Here is a 15366-nt window from a genome sequence, read left to right on the forward strand (position 1 = left end):
CGCAGGCGAGGCCGGGATCATGACCGCGAAGGAGTGAAAGATTGGTTGATCGAGCGGGCCGGGGCTCCGCTCAGCCGTGCGCCGCGCCCTGCAGTTTGTCGGCGACCTCGCGGAACGGATCGACGCTCGGCGGCGATTGCGGCGACTGGATCAGCGCATCATAGAGCTTGGGAACCAGCTGGACCGCCTGATCCAGCTCGGTGTCGGTTCCCCGTTGATAGCCTCCGAGCATGCGCAGATCGCGCGTGTCCTCATATCGAGACACCAGCGCGCGCAGCTTTTGCACGAGATGCCGTTGCTCGGGCTTCCATGCGTGATGGGCGAGGCGCGAGATCGACGCTTTGAGATCGATCGCCGGATAGCGGCCCTGCTCGGCGATGGCGCGATCGAGCACGATATGGCCGTCGAGCGTGCCGCGCACGCAATCGGCGATCGGATCATTGTGATTGTCGCCGTCGACGAGGACAGAATAGACGCCGGTGATCGATCCGCGTCCTTCCTCGCCCGGGCCGGCGCGCTCGAGCAGCCGCGGAATGTCGGCGAATATGCTCGGCGTGTAGCCATGCGCCACGGGCGGCTCGCCGGCGGCAAGCGCCACCTCGCGCGAGGCGTGCGCGAAGCGGGTGACGGAATCGACGATGAGCAGAACATTGCGCCCGATGTCGCGAAAATACTCCGCGATCGTCGTCGCCGTCAGCGGCGCCAGACGGCGCATCATCGGGCTCTCGTCGCCGGTCGCGACGACGACGATCGACTCGCTCGCCTGCCCGGAGAGCACATCGTCCAGAAACTCCCGCACCTCGCGGCCGCGCTCGCCGACGAGGCAGATGACCACCGTGTCGAAGCCCGGCGCGCGCGCCAGCATGGCCAGCAGCGTCGATTTGCCGACTCCCGAGCCGGCGAAAATGCCGATGCGTTGTCCGGCGCAAATCGGCGTGAAGCAATCGACGGCCTTGACGCCGGTGCGCACGCCGACGTTCACGCGGTTGCGGCGCATCGCCTTGGGCGCGGCGGCGTCGACGTCGAAGGCGGTGTCGCCTTCCGACAAGGCGCCGCGCTCGTCGATCGGCCGCGCAAAGGCGTCGAGCACGCGTCCGGCCCAGTCGTCATTGGGAGCGACGGCGATCGGCCCGGCGCGATAGGCCGGCGAATTGAGGCCGATGCGCACGCGGTTGTCGAAGGATTTGACGATCGCGCCGTCCTTGCCGACGCGCACGACCTGTCCCAGCGCGCCGTCCTGCGGCGAGCCGATGCGCACGCATTCGCCGAGCTCGACGAAGTCCGAAAGGCCGCTCACCCGACAATGCGACGGCGTCACTTCCGTCACCAGCCCGAAGACGCGAAAATGCTCGGCGCGGCGCTGATGGCGCTCGACGGCCTCGCGAAGTCGTTGCAGCGAGGTCATGAGCCGCCGAGCGTGCGAATCGCTTCGCGCTGCGAGCTGTCGAGCATGTCGTTCATCGAGCTCATGCTGTCGAAAGCGCGCGATGTGGCGATCAGCTTGGCCATTTCGTGAATCGGATTGACGTTGGAGCCTTCGATGAAGCCCTGCTGCACGCCGTTGCGCACGAAATCGAGCACTGCGGTGGCGGGCTTGGAAGGGATGATGCTGGCGTTCGGGCCGCGGGTCAGATCGGCGGTCTCGTCGACGGCGAAGAGGCCGACGGCGCCGATCTGCCTTCCGCTCTGCGTGATCATTCCATCGCGCGAGATCATCGGCGGACCGCCATTGGGATCGAGCACGACGGCCGAATTGCCGGCGTCGAGAATGGGAAAGCCTCCGACCGTTTGGAGATCGCCCGTATCGGACATGCGCATGCGTCCGTCGCGCGTGTAGGCGGTTCCGTCCGGCGTGCGAATCGCGAAGAAGCCATTGCCGACGATGCCGATGTCGTAAGGGTCGCCGGTCTTGGTGAGCTCGCCGACGGCGCGCGAGATGAAATCCTTGCCGGCCGACACATAGGCGGTCTTGCTCGTGTCGGTCGCGGAGACGACCTGCTGGAAGCTCACGCCGTCTGCGCGATAGCCGGGCGTCGCCGCATTGGCGATGTTGTTGGCGAGAGTCTCCAGCCGCTTGTCGACCGACACTTGCGCCGAAAGCGAGACGTAAAAGGCCGATTGCATGTTCTCGATTTCCGTGCCCAGCGCGGCGGCTCGATCCCGTCGCTCTTTCCTGAAATTGCCCGGTTTTGCTTGTGTGAAGCTGAAAGAAAATGTCAGCTTCGCGCAAGCGACGCTCACTAATTCCACAGATGCGGTTGCATCGGGAGAGACGGCGTCATGGGCTTTTTAGTCGGGCTGATCATCACGATGGGATGCATGTTCGGAGGCTTCGCCGCGCTCGGCGGCCATTTGATCGTGCTGTGGCAGCCATGGGAGTTCGTGATCATCATGGGCTCCTCGCTCGGCACTTTCGTCGTCGCCAATCCGACCAAAGTGATCATGGACACCGGCAAGGCGCTCGGCCAGGCCGTCCTCGACAAAGGCCCCAAGCATCGCGACTTCCTCGACATTCTCGGCCTGCTGCACGCATTGATGCGCGAGTTGCGCAGCAAGCCGCGCAACGAGGTCGAGGCGCATGTCGACAATCCGGCGGAATCGAAGATTTTCACCGCATTTCCGAAGGTGCTCGCCAATAAGGAGATGACCACCTTCATCTGCGATTACTGCCGGCTCTTCATCATCGGCAATGTCCGCACCTTCGAGATCGAGGCGCTGATGGACGAGGAGATCGCCGCCATCCGCTATGACCGGCTGAAGCCCTATCATGCGCTGACCTCGGTCGGCGACGGCCTGCCGGCGCTCGGCATCGTCGCGGCGGTGCTCGGCGTCATCAAGGCGATGGGCGCGCTGGATCAATCGCCGGAGCTGCTCGGCGGCCTCATCGGCGCCGCCATGGTGGGCACGTTCGCCGGCATTTTCGTCTCATACGGCATCGTCACGCCGCTCGCCTTCAAGGTCAAGGTGGCGCGCAGCAAGGAATGCCATCTCTACGTCATCGTCAAGCAGACGCTGCTCGCCTTCATGAACGGCGCCATGCCGCAAGTGGCCGTCGAGCACGGACGCAAATCCATTCCCTCCCACGAGCGCCCCTCGATCGACGAGGTCGAGAACGAGACGCTCTCCGGCGGCGCCGCCGAGGCGGCGTGATAGGCATGAGCATGGACCGCGCCGTCGAATACGCCTCGCGAGGAGTGAGGGAGCGCTTGCTCTCTGGCGGCGGCCCGTCGCTCGATCGCATGCCGCTCTTGCGCGCCGTGCTCGACGCTATGGCGTCGGAGGTGCAGGATTCGATGCGCGGGCTCGCCGAAGGCGCGATGCAGTTCGTCGTGGAGGCGACCAGCGTCGCGCGCGCCGGCGACGTCGTGGTCGAGGCGGAGCGCTCGGCGCTCGCCGCCGCCTATGTCTCCGGCGCGGATTTGGACGCCAAGACGATCATCGGCGCCGATCGCCGCTTCGTGTTCACGCTGCTCGAGGCGCTGTTCGGCTCGGACGGCTCCGAGACGCCCTATGACATGGAGCGCGCGCTCACGGCGATCGAGACGCGCGTCGGCATGCTGGCCTTTGCGCGGGTGACGTCGGCGCTGCAGGCGGCCTTCCTCTCGCTGGCCGGAACCAGCTTTTCGCTCGAGCCGGCGGAGGCTCGCGCGGAGCCCGCGGGCGGCGCGCGCAAGAACGGCTTTTGCGTGGTCTGCCGTTGCCGGCTGCGCGCCTTCGGAACGGAGGGCGAGCTGTTCGTCGCCATTCCGCAGGCGACGCTCGATCCGATGCGCGACGCGCTGTCGCAGGCGGCGTCGACGGCGGCGCCTTCGGCCGATCCGCTTTGGGCGAAGCGGATGAAGGAGCGCGTCACGCAGACGGAGGTGACGTTGAGCGCGGTGATGGAGAAGACCGATCTGACGCTCGCCGATGTCGCGCGTTTCGAGGTCGGCCAGGTCATCGAGCTGCCGGTGTCGCCGACGGGTCTGGTCGCGCTGATGTGCGAAGGCCAATCGCTGTTCTGGTGCGAGATCGGCCAGAAGGACGGCTCCTATACGATTCGCATCGACGATTTCGTGGATCAGCAGCAGGAATTCATCGACGACGTCCTGCGCGGCTGAGCGCAGGCGGGACGGCGGCGGCGTCCGAGGACGACATTGGAGAGATCGACATGGGTGAGTTCGACTTGGAGAGCTCGAAGAGCGAGGAGCTCGAGAGGCTGATCGGCGGCTCCCGAGCGATCGGCGAGGATTTCGTGATGGAATCGCGGGTCAGCGAGCCCGAGATCGATCCGCGGAAATTCGAATCGATCCTGCGGATTCCCGTGGTCATGCAGGTGGTGATCGGCTCGGTGACCATGCCGGTCTCCAATCTGCTCAAGCTCGGACGCGGCGCGATCGTGCCGCTCGACCAGAAGATCGGCGAGCCGGTCGATGTCGTCGTCAATGGGCGGCTCATCGCGCGCGGCGAGGTGGTCGTGGTCGAGGACGACAACACGCGCTTCGGGGTCTCGCTCACCGAGATCATCGAGCCCGGGAGCGGCGCGCGGCGCATGTGACGGAGGCGGGAGCCCGCAATGACGAATTTGATAGCCGCCGACGCGGGCCGGACGCTCAACGGCCCTGAGAAAGTGGCGGCGCTGCTGCTGTCGGTCGACAAGGACGTGGCGCAGCGCGTTCTCAAGCATTTCGACCGCGACGAGCTGCGGCAGATCACCAAATTCGCGGCCGGCCTCGGCTCGGTTTCCGCCAGCACGATCGAGCCGCTCATCGACGATTTCATGGCGCGGCTGGAGAGCGGCGGGTCGGATCTCCGCGGCACGGCCGGCGAGGCCGAGAAGCTGCTGACGGGCGTGATTCCGCCCGATCAGATCGCCGAGATCATGTCGGATGTGCTCGGCAGCTCGAACAGCGCCGTCTGGGGCCGCGTCGGCTCCGCGCCGGAAGCCGCCTTCATCGAATATCTCTCGAAAGAGCATCCGCAGACAACGGCCTTGACGCTGTCGCAGATCGATCCGGCGCGCGCCGCCAAGGCGTTGTCGATCCTTCCGGCCGAGTTCCGCGACGACGTCATGCGTCGCATGCTGTCGTCGAAGGCGGTGACCGACGAGGCGCTGCGGCTGCTCGAGACCACTTTGCAGGAGGATCTTCTGCAGAACTCCGAGCTCACCGCCTCCGCTGCGAAAAACGCCAAGCTCGCGGCGATCATCAACAAGATGGAGCGCGAGCATGCGGACGGCGTGCTGCGCAGCCTCGCCGAGCGGCGCCCGCGCGACGCCGAGGCGCTGAAGGGCATGCTCTTCAATTTCGACGACATCACCAAGCTCAACGTCCGCGCCCGCATGATTCTGTTCGACGCCATTCCCGCGGACCGCGTCATCATGGCGCTGCGCGGCGCCGAGGTGGAGGTTCGCGACTTCGCGCTCGCGGCGCTCTCCGCCCGCACGCGGCGCATGGTGGAGGCCGAGCTCGCGAGCGGCGCCACGCCGCAGCGCCGCGACGTGATGGAGGCGCGCCGAATCATCGCCGATACGGTTCTGCGGCTCGCCGAGCAAGGCAAGATCGATCTCTCGCGCTCGTCCGAGGAGGTCGCCGAATGACGGCCTCTGAGCGATGAGCGACACGGACGACAAGGAATCCCGAACAGAAGAGGCGACAGAGAAGAAGATTCTCGACGCCTTGGAGCAGGGCAAGACTCCCGTCTCCCGCGATCTGTCGATCGCCACGCTCTTCCTCACGTTTCTCCTTTGCGCCGCCTTCGTCGTCCAGTCGGCCGGCGCGCATCTCGCCGGCTCGCTGGCGTTGATGCTCGGCAATGTCGGTCAGTTCGCGCTGACCAATGGCGCGGACGCCTATATGCAGTCGCGGACGGTGGTGCTGGAGACCAGCGCGTTTCTCACGCCGATTCTCGGCATGTTCATCGTCGCGGCGCTGGTCGCCGCATTCCTCCAGGGCTCGCCGCGTCTCGTCTTCCAGCGTATCGAGCCGGACTTCTCGCGCATCTCCCTGATGGAGGGATTGAAGCGCATCTTCAGCATCGGCGGCGTCGTCGAGCTCGCCAAGTCGGTGGCCAAGATCGTCATCATCGCGGGCGCGGTTGTTTTTTCGCTCAACGTCGACCGCGGGCTCATCACCGATTCGATGCGCGTCGAGCCCGGTCAGGTGCCGGGACTGCTGCTCAAGCTCGTCATTCGCTTGACCAGCGTCATCTGCATTCCGGTCGTTCTGTTGGCTATGGCGGATTTCGCCTGGAGCCGATCGAAATGGCGCCGCGACATGCGCATGAGTCGCCAGGAGATCAAGGAAGAGCATCGGCAGTCGGAAGGCGATCCGATGATGAAGGCGCGCCTGCGCTCCATCGCGCTCGATCGTACGCGCAAACGGATGATGGCGGCGGTTCCACGCGCGACCTTCGTCATCGCCAATCCCACTCATTACGCCATCGCTCTACGCTATGTGCGCGAGGAAGGCGGCGCGCCGCTCGTCGTCGCCAAGGGAACGGATCTGATCGCGCTGAAGATCAGGGAAATCGCCGAGGCCAATGGCGTTCCCGTGCTCGAGCGCCAAGCGCTGGCGCGCGCCATGTACGACCTCGTCGAGGTCGATAAGATGATCCCGCAGGAGTTCTATCGGCCGGTCGCCGAGCTCATTCACTTCCTGCACAATGGCGGCCGCGCGCCGGCGCGTCCCGCGTCACGCTGATCGCGTGCGAGAATTCCAGCTTGACGCAAGACCAGCCGAATAGCGTTGCGAATACGAACGCTGCGCGAGGCATCATGGTCGAGCCTGTTTTTCTCTTCGATCTCGTCGAAAAGCAGCGGAGCTGGCTCTCCGCGCGCCAATCGGCTGTGTCCCAGAACGTCGCCAACGCCAATACGCCCGGCTACAAGGCGGTCGACGTCACGTCTTTCTCGAAGGTCATGGACCGCAGCGCATTGGAGCTCGCCGGCACCAATGGGCTGCATATTCAGACTGCCGCCTTCGATCCGCGCCCGTCCTCGCCCAAGGACGGCGCGAATTGGGAGACGAGCCTGTCGGGCAATTCTGTCAGTCTCGAGCAGGAGATGATGAAGGCGGGCGAAATTCGCGGCGCCTTCTCGCTCGGCACCAACATCATGAAGTCGTTCCACGGAATGTGGATGGCGACGTTGAAGGGATAATGCGAAAGATGGACGCTCTCGAAGCCTCCATGAAAATTTCCGGCGCGGGCCTCGAGGCGCAATCCTCGCGTCTGCGGGTCGTCGCCGAGAATATGGCCAATGCGCGCTCCACGGGCCCGGTTGCGGGCGCGAATCCTTATGTGCGCAAGACGGTCACCTTCGCCAATGAGCTCGATCGCGCGACCGGCGCGGAGCTCGTGCATGTCGGCGCCGTCGGCGTCGATCGTTCGCCGTTTCGCGTCGAGCATGATCCGGGCAATCCGGCCGCCGACAAAAACGGCAATGTCAAATTCCCGAATGTGAATATTCTCACCGAGGTCGCCGATATGCGCGAGGCCAATCGCGCCTATGAGGCCAATCTCCAGGTCATGAAGCAGACGCGCGATCTGCTCACCATGACGATCGATCTGTTGAAGGGAAGCCAATGATCGGACTCGTGCCCGGAATCGTCGCCTCTGTCGCGTCCAGCTCCGGCGTGTCGGCGTTGGGCGGCGCAGCCAAGAGCGCAGCCGCTTCGTCGGTCGACGGAACGTCTTTCTCGCAAGTGCTCGATCAGCTCACGACGGGCGTCATCGACAAGGTGAAATCGAGCGAGGCGGCCTCGATCGCCGGCGTGCAGGGCAAGGCCTCGGCGCAGCAGGTGGTGGACGAGATCATGTCCGCCGAGCGCGCTCTGCAGACAGCCATCGCCGTGCGCGACAAGGCGGTCGGCGCCTATCAGGAAATCAGCCGGATGACGATTTGAACAAGGATCGGTAAGACAATGCGAGCGCTCGCCATCGCGGCCACGGGCATGAACGCCCAGCAGCAGAATATCGAAGTTCTCTCCAACAACATCGCCAATATCAACACGACTGCGTTCAAGCGCTCGCGTGCGGAGTTCACCGATCTGCTCTATCAGGCGGACCGTCTCCAGGGCGTTTCCAACCGCGGCCGCGACGCGACGATTCCGGAAGGATCGCAGACCGGCCTCGGCGTGCGGCTCGCGGCGATCCGCAGCCTGCAGACGCAAGGCTCGCTCACGCAGACCGGCAATCAGCTCGATCTCGCGCTGCAGAACCGTGGTTGGTTTCAGATCGTGGGTCCGGACAGCGAGACGGTCTATACGCGCGCCGGCTCCTTCAGCACCAACGCCAATGGGCAATTGGTGACGGGCGACGGCTATCTGGTGACGCCGACCGTCGTCATTCCCACCAACGCCACGGCGATCACGATCAATCAGTCGGGCGTCATCTCGGCGACGATCGGCGGGCAGACGGCGCCGCAGCAGCTCGGGCAATTGACGATCGCCAATTTCGCCAATGAATCGGGCCTCGAGGCGCTGGGCGGCAATCTGTTCCGCCAGACGGTCGCCTCCGGCGCGCCGGTGGTCGGCGTGCCGGGCGATCCGGGCTTCGGCACGATCAGCCAATATTATCTCGAGAGCTCGAATGTCGATCCGGTCAAGGAGCTCGTCAATCTCATCTCGGCGCAGCGCGCCTTCGAGCTCAGCTCCAAGGTGATCCAGGCGGTGGACGAGATGGAGGGCACTGTCTCGAAGGGAATCCGATGATGCGGCTGCCGCGGCTCGTCGCTCTCGTGCTGGCCGCAACGGTCTGCGGCCTCACGCCGCTGCGCGCGGAGGAGCGCATGCTCCCCGTGCCGCTCGCCGTCATCTATCCGGGCGACGTCATTCGCGACTCCATGCTCGGCGAGCGCGCCTTCGGCTTCGGCGGGGGCGTGGACGGCTCGATGGCGGAGACCAAGGGCGCGCTCGTCGGCAAGATCGCGCGGCGCACGCTTTTGCCGGATCGGCCGATTCCGATCATAGCGGTCGACGCGCCGAAGGTCGTCGGCGTCAATGCGGCGGTGAAGATCGTCTTCGACGAGGGCGGCATGGTCATCGTCGCTTATGGCTCCGCGCTTCAGGCGGGCTCGGTCGGCGATCTCATTCGCGTGCGCAATCAGGACAGCGGTCTCGTCGTCACCGGCCGTGTGCAGGCGGATGGCTCCGTTCGCGTGAGCGAGGGCTGATGCGCAGGCTCGTCGCGCTCGCTCTGCTCGTGCTGATGGGCGCGCCGGCGCTCGCCGTTGTGCGCATCAAGGACATTACGTTTCCGCGCGGCGTGCGGGAATATCAGCTGCTCGGCTATGGGCTCGTCGTCGGCCTGGCGGGAACCGGCGACACATTGCGCAATGCGCCTTTCACCGAGCAATCGGTGTCCTCCATGCTGGATCGCCTCGGCGTCAATGTGCGCAACAGCGCGTTGCGCACGCGCAATCTCGCCGCGGTGATGGTGACGACGGCGCTGCCGCCTTTCGCCGGCTGGGGCTCGACCATCGACGTCACCGTGTCGGCGATGGGCGACGCGACCTCGCTGATGGGCGGAACGCTGCTCCTCACCTCGCTCACCGGCATCGACGGCAATGTCTATGCGATCGCGCAAGGGCCGATCGCGGTGTCGGGCTTTTCCGTCGGCGGACAGAACGAGACGCTGACCCATGGCGTCGCGACCGTCGGCCGTGTGCCCAATGGCGCCAGCGTGGAGCGCGAGGCGCCGCGCCCGTCCGGCGAGAATGGGTCGCTGGTGCTCGAGCTGCGCAATCCCGATTTCGAGACCGCGGTGCGGATCGCCGATGCGATCAATCGCTATAGCCAAGAGAAATATCATCAGCGGATCGCGCGCGAACGCGACAACCGCAGCGTCGCGCTGACCTCCACGCGCGGCGGCGCGACGCGGCTGCTCGCCGAGATCGGCGAGCTGCGCGTCGAGCCGAGCACGCCCGCGCGCGTCGTCATCGACGAGCGCACGGGCACTGTGGTGATCGGCCAGGATGTGAAGATATCGCCGGTCGCATTGACGCATGGCGGCCTCACCGTGCGCATCAACGAGACGCCGGAAGTCTCGCAGCCGGCGCCGTTCTCCAATGGCAAGACGACGGTCACCAGCCAGACGCGCATCACCGCGACCGAGGAGGTCGGCGGCGTCGCGACGCTCGAGGGGCCGACATTGCGCACGCTGGTGCGCGGGCTCAATCAGATCGGATTGAAGCCGACCGGAATCATCTCGATCCTGCAGGCGATCAAGACGGCGGGAGCCTTGCAGGCCGATCTCGTCATCCAATAACGTCGGATCAATGCGGCCGGCTCGTCCGCAGAGCGCTCTCCAGCGCCATGATGACCGGTATGACGGCCGCCTTCTCGCGTTGCGCGGCGGCGAAGAGCTCGACGCCCGCGTCCTGCTCGATCCTCTGCAGCGCTTCGAGCTGACGCTCGAGGCATTCGAGCAGCGTCGCTGCGTCGACGCGCTCGAGCGTGAGCGAAAGCTCGATCTGATCACCCATATGCTCCTCCAGGATGCGCTTGGTCTCGTCGCCATAATTGGGAGACGGGGCGGTCCGGCGGTAGGGGGACAGTGGCGGCGTCGGCCGGCCCCTCTCATAATCGGGTGGGAGGCCGCCGCCGGGCCAGCGGAAAACGGCCTGGCGTCGTTCATCGCGCAAATTCAAGCGAGTGTGCAAGATTCGAACGATTTGCGCCGGCGGCGGTCGCAACTGCGTTGCAGCCGGATTGCGGATCGACGCGGTTTCTATGATAATCGCCGCGACGCTCGAGCGTGGGCGTTCGACGATACCGAGGGCCCGGGGTCTAGGCCCGACCGGCGAATCTGATTGAGGAAACCCTTCGAGGGAATTCGAGCGCTCGTCACGCTCCCGCTCTCAGGCTCGCCCAAGCGAGTGAGAGAACAAAATATGGCAAAGAATTCCCTGATCGCCTTGCTGCAGCAGAAGCTCGACTCCGCACGCCGCGAATTACGGTCGGCGGCGGTCGATTTCGAGATTTCGGACGAACAGCTCCTCGCATTGCGGGCGAGCGCGCGGCAAATCTTCCTGGAGCTCAGGGAGCAGGATCGCCAAGCGGCGCAAAAAGGTCTGCTCGCGGCGCTGAAATTCTGGTGAGTCGCGGCGGGGGCGGCTGAAAATTGGACACATGGGCTAGTAAGCCGCCCCGACTTGCATTTAAATGCAGGACACGATCATCGGCAACCGCGATAAGTCGACACGTTCAGTGCGATGTGCTGGCCGCCGGATCATGAGGAAACGACCATGAAGTTCAAAACCGCCGCTCTCACGCTCGCTTTCGGCGGCGCGCTGTTCGCCTCCACCCTGGCTCTCGCCGACGACCGGCTCGATCAGGCCCTCCGCCACGTCGAGGAGGCGATCACCCAGATCAAGCTCAAGGACACCGGTCTGCTCGCCTATCATGCCGATCTCTCGCTGGAAAAGGCGGAGTCGCTGCAGAAGTTCAAGCCCGACGCGCATCTCGCCGCCGCGATCGACCATTTGAAGGCCGCGGTCGACGAGGCCCGCCAGAACCATCTGGCGCAGGCCGCCGACCATGCGAAGGCCGCCGAGGGCGAGCTCAAGCAGGTCGCGCAATAATCTCGCAAGTCGCGCAATAACCACGCGAAAGCCGCGGCGCGCCCCCCGATGGGAGGCGCGCCGCGGCCCGCGCGAAGGCTTCAGGCTTTTCCGCCCCGATAGAGAACGAGCTCCGGACGTCCGGCCGAGGCGGGGCGCACCACGCGGCGGCCGGTCGGCTCCAGCAGACGGAATCGCGCCTCGCTCGGCGCGATGACGCGAAACGACTTCAGCCGCAGCGGGCTGGCCGGCGCCACGCCGAGCCAGCGCGGACGGCGCGCCGGCGCGAGCGCGCCGAGCACGCGGGAATGCGTCTTGCCGAAATGACGCAAGGGCAGCAGGAGCAGCTCGAGCTCCAATAGATCGCCTTCGTCGCCGGCGCGTCCCTCGACCCCGGCCACGACAGGCGCCACCCCGTCAATGACCGTCAACATGACGGAGGCGAGCGTTCGGCGATCGTCGGCGGACCACAGATCGAGAAAGGACTTCCCTTTCTGCTCGTCGAGCCAGAGCGCGTTCAGCCGCGTGCCGCACAGGCGGATCGGGAACCGGCCCGCCTCGTCGATCTCGATGATGAAGGAATCGGGCAGCGCCTCGCGAATTTCCGCCGGGTCGATTTCGGACCGCTCGGGCGCCGACCGCGCCCCCTTCAAGCGGCTCCAATAAGCGTAGAGTTGCTGGTTGACCTTGTGTCTCATTTTGTTTCCAAAACGGCGTATCGTTAAGGACTTTGCGTCGAATCGGCGCGCCCTGCCGCCCGCCCCCGAGCGGCGAGAGCTGAAGAGCAGACGGCATGCCAGCGGCAAGGAATCGGTAACCACGCGGACGGGCGGCTTCCGCGAAGGCGAGGCGGGCGAAAGATGAACGAACGATCCGAGGCGCGTCCCGCCAGGGAGAAAATCCTCAATTTGCCCCGTGAGATCACCGGGCTGCTCGCGGCGCTGGCGGCGATTCAATTCGCGCTCGGCGCGCTGCCGGCGGCGACGGTCTCCGAGGTCTTCTCGGCGCTGGCCTTCGTGCCGGGACGGATTTCGATCGTCCTGGCGCCGGACGCCTTCATGCGCTCCATCGCCGCTCAGCTGGCCCCGGGCGTCGAGGCGAGCGACATAGCGGAGGCGCTCGGCGTCGGGCGCCTGCCCTGGTGGACCTTCGTCACCTATGCGCTGCTGCACGCCAATTGGACGCATCTCGCGGTCAATGGGGTGACGCTCGCGGCCTTCGGCTCGCCGCTGGCCCGCCGTTTCGGCGCGGCGCGCTTCCTGGCCTTCATGGCGCTGACGGCGGCCGCCGGCGCGGCGGCGCATTTTGCGATCCACCCCTTCGGTCTCGGCCCGGTCGTCGGCGCCTCCGCGGCGATCTCGGGAACCATGGCGGCGAGCGCGCGTTTCGCTTTCGCCCGGGATGCGGATTTCGGAGCGCCTGTGGCGTCGCGACGCGCGTCGAGCCTCGCCGAGCTCTGGTCCAACCGGCGTGCGCTCGCCTTTGTCGGGCTCTGGTTCGCGGTCAATCTGATTTTCGGCCTGTTCCCCGGGGCGGCGGGGTCGACGGAGCAGATCGCCTGGGAGGCGCATATCGGGGGATTCGCGGCCGGCCTGCTGCTGTTCGGCGCTTTCGACCGCCGCCGTGACGGAGGCCAGGAGACGAGACGCTAGAAGACGGTTCTATAAAGCGAGAGGGGAGGGATTTCGATATGAACGTCGCCCGCATACTCGCCCGCAAGGGGGCCGAGGTCGTCACCATCGCTCCGAGACGGACATTGCTGCAAGTGGCGGAGGAATTGACCCGCCGTGGGATCGGGGCGCTCGTCGTCGTCAATTCCGACGACGAGGTCGTCGGCCTCATCACCGAGCGGGACATCGTCGGCGCCATCGCTCGCTATGGCGTCGAGGCGCTCTGCGACGAGGTCGCGCGCTTCATGACCGCCGATCCCATGTCGATCGCCGAAGACCATACGCTGGAAGCGACGATGGAGGCGATGACCGTGGAACGCCGCCGTCATCTGCCGGTGCTGCGCGGCGGGCGGCTCGCCGGCCTCGTCTCGATCGGCGACGTGGTCAAATGCCGGATCGACGAGATCGAGGCCGAGCGTCAGGAATTGCGCGCCTATATCGCGACCGCCTGAGAGCTCCCGCGCGCAACGGCGAGTCGGCGGGAGCGATGTTCGGCGGAGCGGTGTTCGGCAGGAGCGCGATGTCTCTCGCTCCAGCCGGTCACGGCGTCGCGCCGATGAGCGGGATATGCGCGAAAATATTGGGCAGCGAGCGTCTCGTCGCCTCGTGGCCCAGCTCGATCAATTCCTTGGCGCGGTGGAAGTCGAACATGCCGACCTCCTCATGGCGCGCGTGGATCGTCGCGTCCGGAGGATCGCCGGCCATGCGCGAGCGCAAAATGCGATCCTGAATAATGTTGAAGGCGTCGATCATCGAGGCGGCGACATTGGGCGCGGCGCTGGGACGGCGCTGGAAATAGCGCGGCAGCAGATGCGCCGCGAGGCCGGGCTCGGACGCCGCGCCGAAGGGCGCGCCCGCGCCCGCTTCCACGGCGCCGCCGGCCGCATGGGCGTGATGGTCGTGGATCACATGGGAGCGATACATAGTGTCGGCGGTGACATTGACCGCGATCACGAAATCGGCGCCCAGCGCCCGGCAGACGGTGATCGGGATCGGATTGACCAGCGCGCCGTCGAACAGCCAGCGGTCGCCGATGCGCACCGGCTCGAAAATGCCGGGCAGAGCGTAGGAGGCGCGCACCGCCGGCGCGAGCGCGCCGCGCTTCAGCCAGACCTCGTGTCCGGTGCCGACCTCGGTCGCGACGGCGGCGAAAGCGACCGGCAGATCCTCGATCATCAAATCGGCGAGCTCCTTCTCGAGCGCGGCCCGCAGACGCTCGCCGCCGATGAGGCTCATGCCGGAAAAGGACAAGTCCATGAAGGTGAACACGCGTCGCTTGGTCATCGAGCGCGCGAAGGCCTCGATCGCGTCGAGCTTGCCGGCCGCGTAGCAGGCGCCCACGACGGCGCCGATCGAGGTGCCCGCGACGACGTCCGGAACGATGCCATGCGCCGCGAGCTCGCGCAGCACGCCGATATGCGACCAGCCGCGCGCCGCGCCGGCGCCCAGCGCCAGGCCGATCCTCGGCCTGCTCTCGGGCTTCTCGGGCTCGGCGATCGGCGTCGGCGGCCCGTCGACCGGAGGCGCGATCACGCCGTCGCCGTCTGCAGACCATCTCTCGAACGGATTGCGGAAAAAGGCCGTCATCGAGGCGCTCCTCGTTTTCCTCCCAAGGCGATTTTTTCTTATATTGGGAGGAAGGCTGCGCGCAGAAAGTAGCCGCCGGGTTAACGGCGCCGGATGCGCGGGCGAGCGTGTCCCGGCCGGCTCAGCCGGCGAGGACGAGACGGCCGGAGACGGGGTCCAAGCGACGATAGAAGCAGGACTTTCGCCCCGTGTGGCAGGCTTTGCCATCGCCGCCGGGCTCGACCGTCAGCAGCAGCGCGTCCTGGTCGCAGTCGACTTCGAGCGACACGACTTTCTGCACCTGGCCCGAGGTGTCGCCCTTGCGCCACAGGCTCTGCCGCGAGCGCGACCAATAATGCGCGATCCCGGTCTCGATCGTCTTCGAAAGCGCGAGCTCGTTCATATAGGCGACCATGAGCACCTCCTTGGTCGCCGCCTCGATGGTGATGCAGACGATGAGCCCCTGCGCGTCATAGCGCGGGGTGAAGGCGAGGCCCTCCTCGAGCGCGTGAGCCTCGGCCGGCGGCAGAGCGGACATTGCGGGTCTCCGGGGTGTCGTTCGGCGAAGGCTCGAGGCGAAGGTTCGGGGCG

At 66.0% G+C, this 15366-nt stretch carries 21 protein-coding genes; 15 read left to right on the forward strand and 6 right to left on the reverse strand.

The features are described from left to right. Positions 1-70 precede the first annotated feature (70 nt). Together fliI and flgF are read right to left on the reverse strand one after the other, a co-directional pair. Positions 71-1405 carry a flagellar protein export ATPase FliI gene (gene fliI, locus VIF40_RS13590; protein WP_331938047.1) on the reverse strand — a complete coding sequence of 445 codons (1335 nt, stop codon included), beginning with the start codon at positions 1403-1405 and terminating at the stop codon, positions 71-73. Beyond that, complete coding sequence (flgF, locus tag VIF40_RS13595) at positions 1402-2124, reverse strand: flagellar basal-body rod protein FlgF (RefSeq protein ID WP_331938048.1); 723 nt, start codon at positions 2122-2124, stop codon at positions 1402-1404. Before flgF ends, fliI begins: the two co-directional genes overlap by 4 nt. Positions 2125-2280: 156 nt before the next feature. Between flgF and motA the strand changes: the two genes are divergently transcribed. The 11 genes from motA (at position 2281) to VIF40_RS13650 (ending at position 10245) form a co-directional block, all read left to right on the forward strand. Next, on the forward strand, positions 2281-3150 hold the full coding sequence (gene motA, locus VIF40_RS13600; protein WP_331938049.1) for a flagellar motor stator protein MotA: 870 nt from the start codon (positions 2281-2283) through the stop codon (positions 3148-3150). A 5-nt stretch (positions 3151-3155) separates the two neighbouring features. After that, positions 3156-4100, forward strand: a complete 945-nt coding sequence (locus VIF40_RS13605; protein ID WP_331938050.1) for a FliM/FliN family flagellar motor switch protein — start codon at positions 3156-3158, stop codon at positions 4098-4100. A gap of 137 nt (positions 4101-4237) precedes the next feature. After that, entirely contained in the window at positions 4238-4537 is a 300-nt protein-coding gene (gene fliN, locus VIF40_RS13610) for a flagellar motor switch protein FliN (protein WP_331938140.1), read from the forward strand. Positions 4538-4555: 18 nt separating this feature from the next. Next, the gene (locus VIF40_RS13615) at positions 4556-5578 is read left to right on the forward strand and encodes a flagellar motor switch protein FliG (RefSeq protein WP_331938051.1); all 1023 of its coding nucleotides are present in this window, start codon (positions 4556-4558) and stop codon (positions 5576-5578) included. A 13-nt stretch (positions 5579-5591) separates the two neighbouring features. Then, positions 5592-6680 (forward strand): EscU/YscU/HrcU family type III secretion system export apparatus switch protein, encoded by a 1089-nt coding sequence (locus tag VIF40_RS13620; protein WP_331938052.1) that lies wholly within the window; start codon positions 5592-5594, stop codon positions 6678-6680. Positions 6681-6754: 74 nt separating this feature from the next. Continuing rightward, a complete protein-coding gene (locus VIF40_RS13625; protein WP_331938053.1) occupies positions 6755-7138 on the forward strand; it encodes a flagellar basal body protein in 384 nt (127 codons plus the stop codon). A gap of 8 nt (positions 7139-7146) precedes the next feature. Continuing rightward, positions 7147-7566, forward strand: a complete 420-nt coding sequence (flgC, locus tag VIF40_RS13630; RefSeq protein WP_331938054.1) for a flagellar basal body rod protein FlgC — start codon at positions 7147-7149, stop codon at positions 7564-7566. Then, complete coding sequence (locus VIF40_RS13635; protein ID WP_331938055.1) at positions 7563-7883, forward strand: flagellar hook-basal body complex protein FliE; 321 nt, start codon at positions 7563-7565, stop codon at positions 7881-7883. The genes flgC and VIF40_RS13635 overlap by 4 nt, the downstream gene beginning before the upstream one ends. An 18-nt stretch (positions 7884-7901) precedes the next feature. Further along, complete coding sequence (gene flgG / locus VIF40_RS13640) at positions 7902-8690, forward strand: flagellar basal-body rod protein FlgG (RefSeq protein ID WP_331938056.1); 789 nt, start codon at positions 7902-7904, stop codon at positions 8688-8690. Beyond that, a complete protein-coding gene (gene flgA / locus VIF40_RS13645; RefSeq protein WP_331938057.1) occupies positions 8687-9151 on the forward strand; it encodes a flagellar basal body P-ring formation chaperone FlgA in 465 nt (154 codons plus the stop codon). Before flgG ends, flgA begins: the two co-directional genes overlap by 4 nt. Continuing rightward, on the forward strand, positions 9151-10245 hold the full coding sequence (locus tag VIF40_RS13650; RefSeq protein ID WP_331938058.1) for a flagellar basal body P-ring protein FlgI: 1095 nt from the start codon (positions 9151-9153) through the stop codon (positions 10243-10245). The genes flgA and VIF40_RS13650 overlap by 1 nt, the downstream gene beginning before the upstream one ends. Before the next feature lie 7 nt (positions 10246-10252). On the opposite strand, the gene VIF40_RS13655 is transcribed toward VIF40_RS13650, so the two are convergent. After that, positions 10253-10462 carry a hypothetical protein gene (locus VIF40_RS13655; RefSeq protein WP_331938059.1) on the reverse strand — a complete coding sequence of 70 codons (210 nt, stop codon included), beginning with the start codon at positions 10460-10462 and terminating at the stop codon, positions 10253-10255. Between the two features lie 408 nt (positions 10463-10870). Here VIF40_RS13655 and VIF40_RS13660 point away from each other — a divergent pair, with 408 nt between their 5' ends. Beyond that, a complete protein-coding gene (locus VIF40_RS13660) occupies positions 10871-11077 on the forward strand; it encodes a hypothetical protein (protein WP_331938060.1) in 207 nt (68 codons plus the stop codon). Positions 11078-11224: 147 nt separating this feature from the next. Continuing rightward, positions 11225-11560, forward strand: a complete 336-nt coding sequence (gene smbP, locus VIF40_RS13665; RefSeq protein WP_331938061.1) for a small metal-binding protein SmbP — start codon at positions 11225-11227, stop codon at positions 11558-11560. An 80-nt stretch (positions 11561-11640) separates the two neighbouring features. Here smbP and VIF40_RS13670 read toward each other — a convergent pair whose 3' ends face one another. Further along, complete coding sequence (locus VIF40_RS13670) at positions 11641-12237, reverse strand: PAS domain-containing protein (RefSeq protein ID WP_331938062.1); 597 nt, start codon at positions 12235-12237, stop codon at positions 11641-11643. Between the two features lie 162 nt (positions 12238-12399). Here VIF40_RS13670 and VIF40_RS13675 point away from each other — a divergent pair, with 162 nt between their 5' ends. Both VIF40_RS13675 and VIF40_RS13680 read left to right on the forward strand, forming a co-directional pair. After that, positions 12400-13191, forward strand: a complete 792-nt coding sequence (locus VIF40_RS13675) for a rhomboid family intramembrane serine protease (protein WP_331938063.1) — start codon at positions 12400-12402, stop codon at positions 13189-13191. Positions 13192-13229: 38 nt separating this feature from the next. Beyond that, entirely contained in the window at positions 13230-13661 is a 432-nt protein-coding gene (locus VIF40_RS13680) for a CBS domain-containing protein (RefSeq protein WP_331938064.1), read from the forward strand. Positions 13662-13749: 88 nt separating this feature from the next. Here the strand turns inward: VIF40_RS13680 and VIF40_RS13685 are convergent, their stop codons facing one another. Together VIF40_RS13685 and hisI are read right to left on the reverse strand one after the other, a co-directional pair. Then, a complete protein-coding gene (locus tag VIF40_RS13685; RefSeq protein WP_331938065.1) occupies positions 13750-14796 on the reverse strand; it encodes a patatin-like phospholipase family protein in 1047 nt (348 codons plus the stop codon). A 121-nt stretch (positions 14797-14917) separates the two neighbouring features. Further along, entirely contained in the window at positions 14918-15313 is a 396-nt protein-coding gene (gene hisI, locus VIF40_RS13690) for a phosphoribosyl-AMP cyclohydrolase (protein ID WP_331938066.1), read from the reverse strand. Positions 15314-15366: the final 53 nt, after the last annotated feature.

Source organism: Methylosinus sp. (assembly GCF_036560965.1).
Taxonomy (GTDB): Bacteria; Pseudomonadota; Alphaproteobacteria; order Rhizobiales; family Beijerinckiaceae; genus Methylosinus.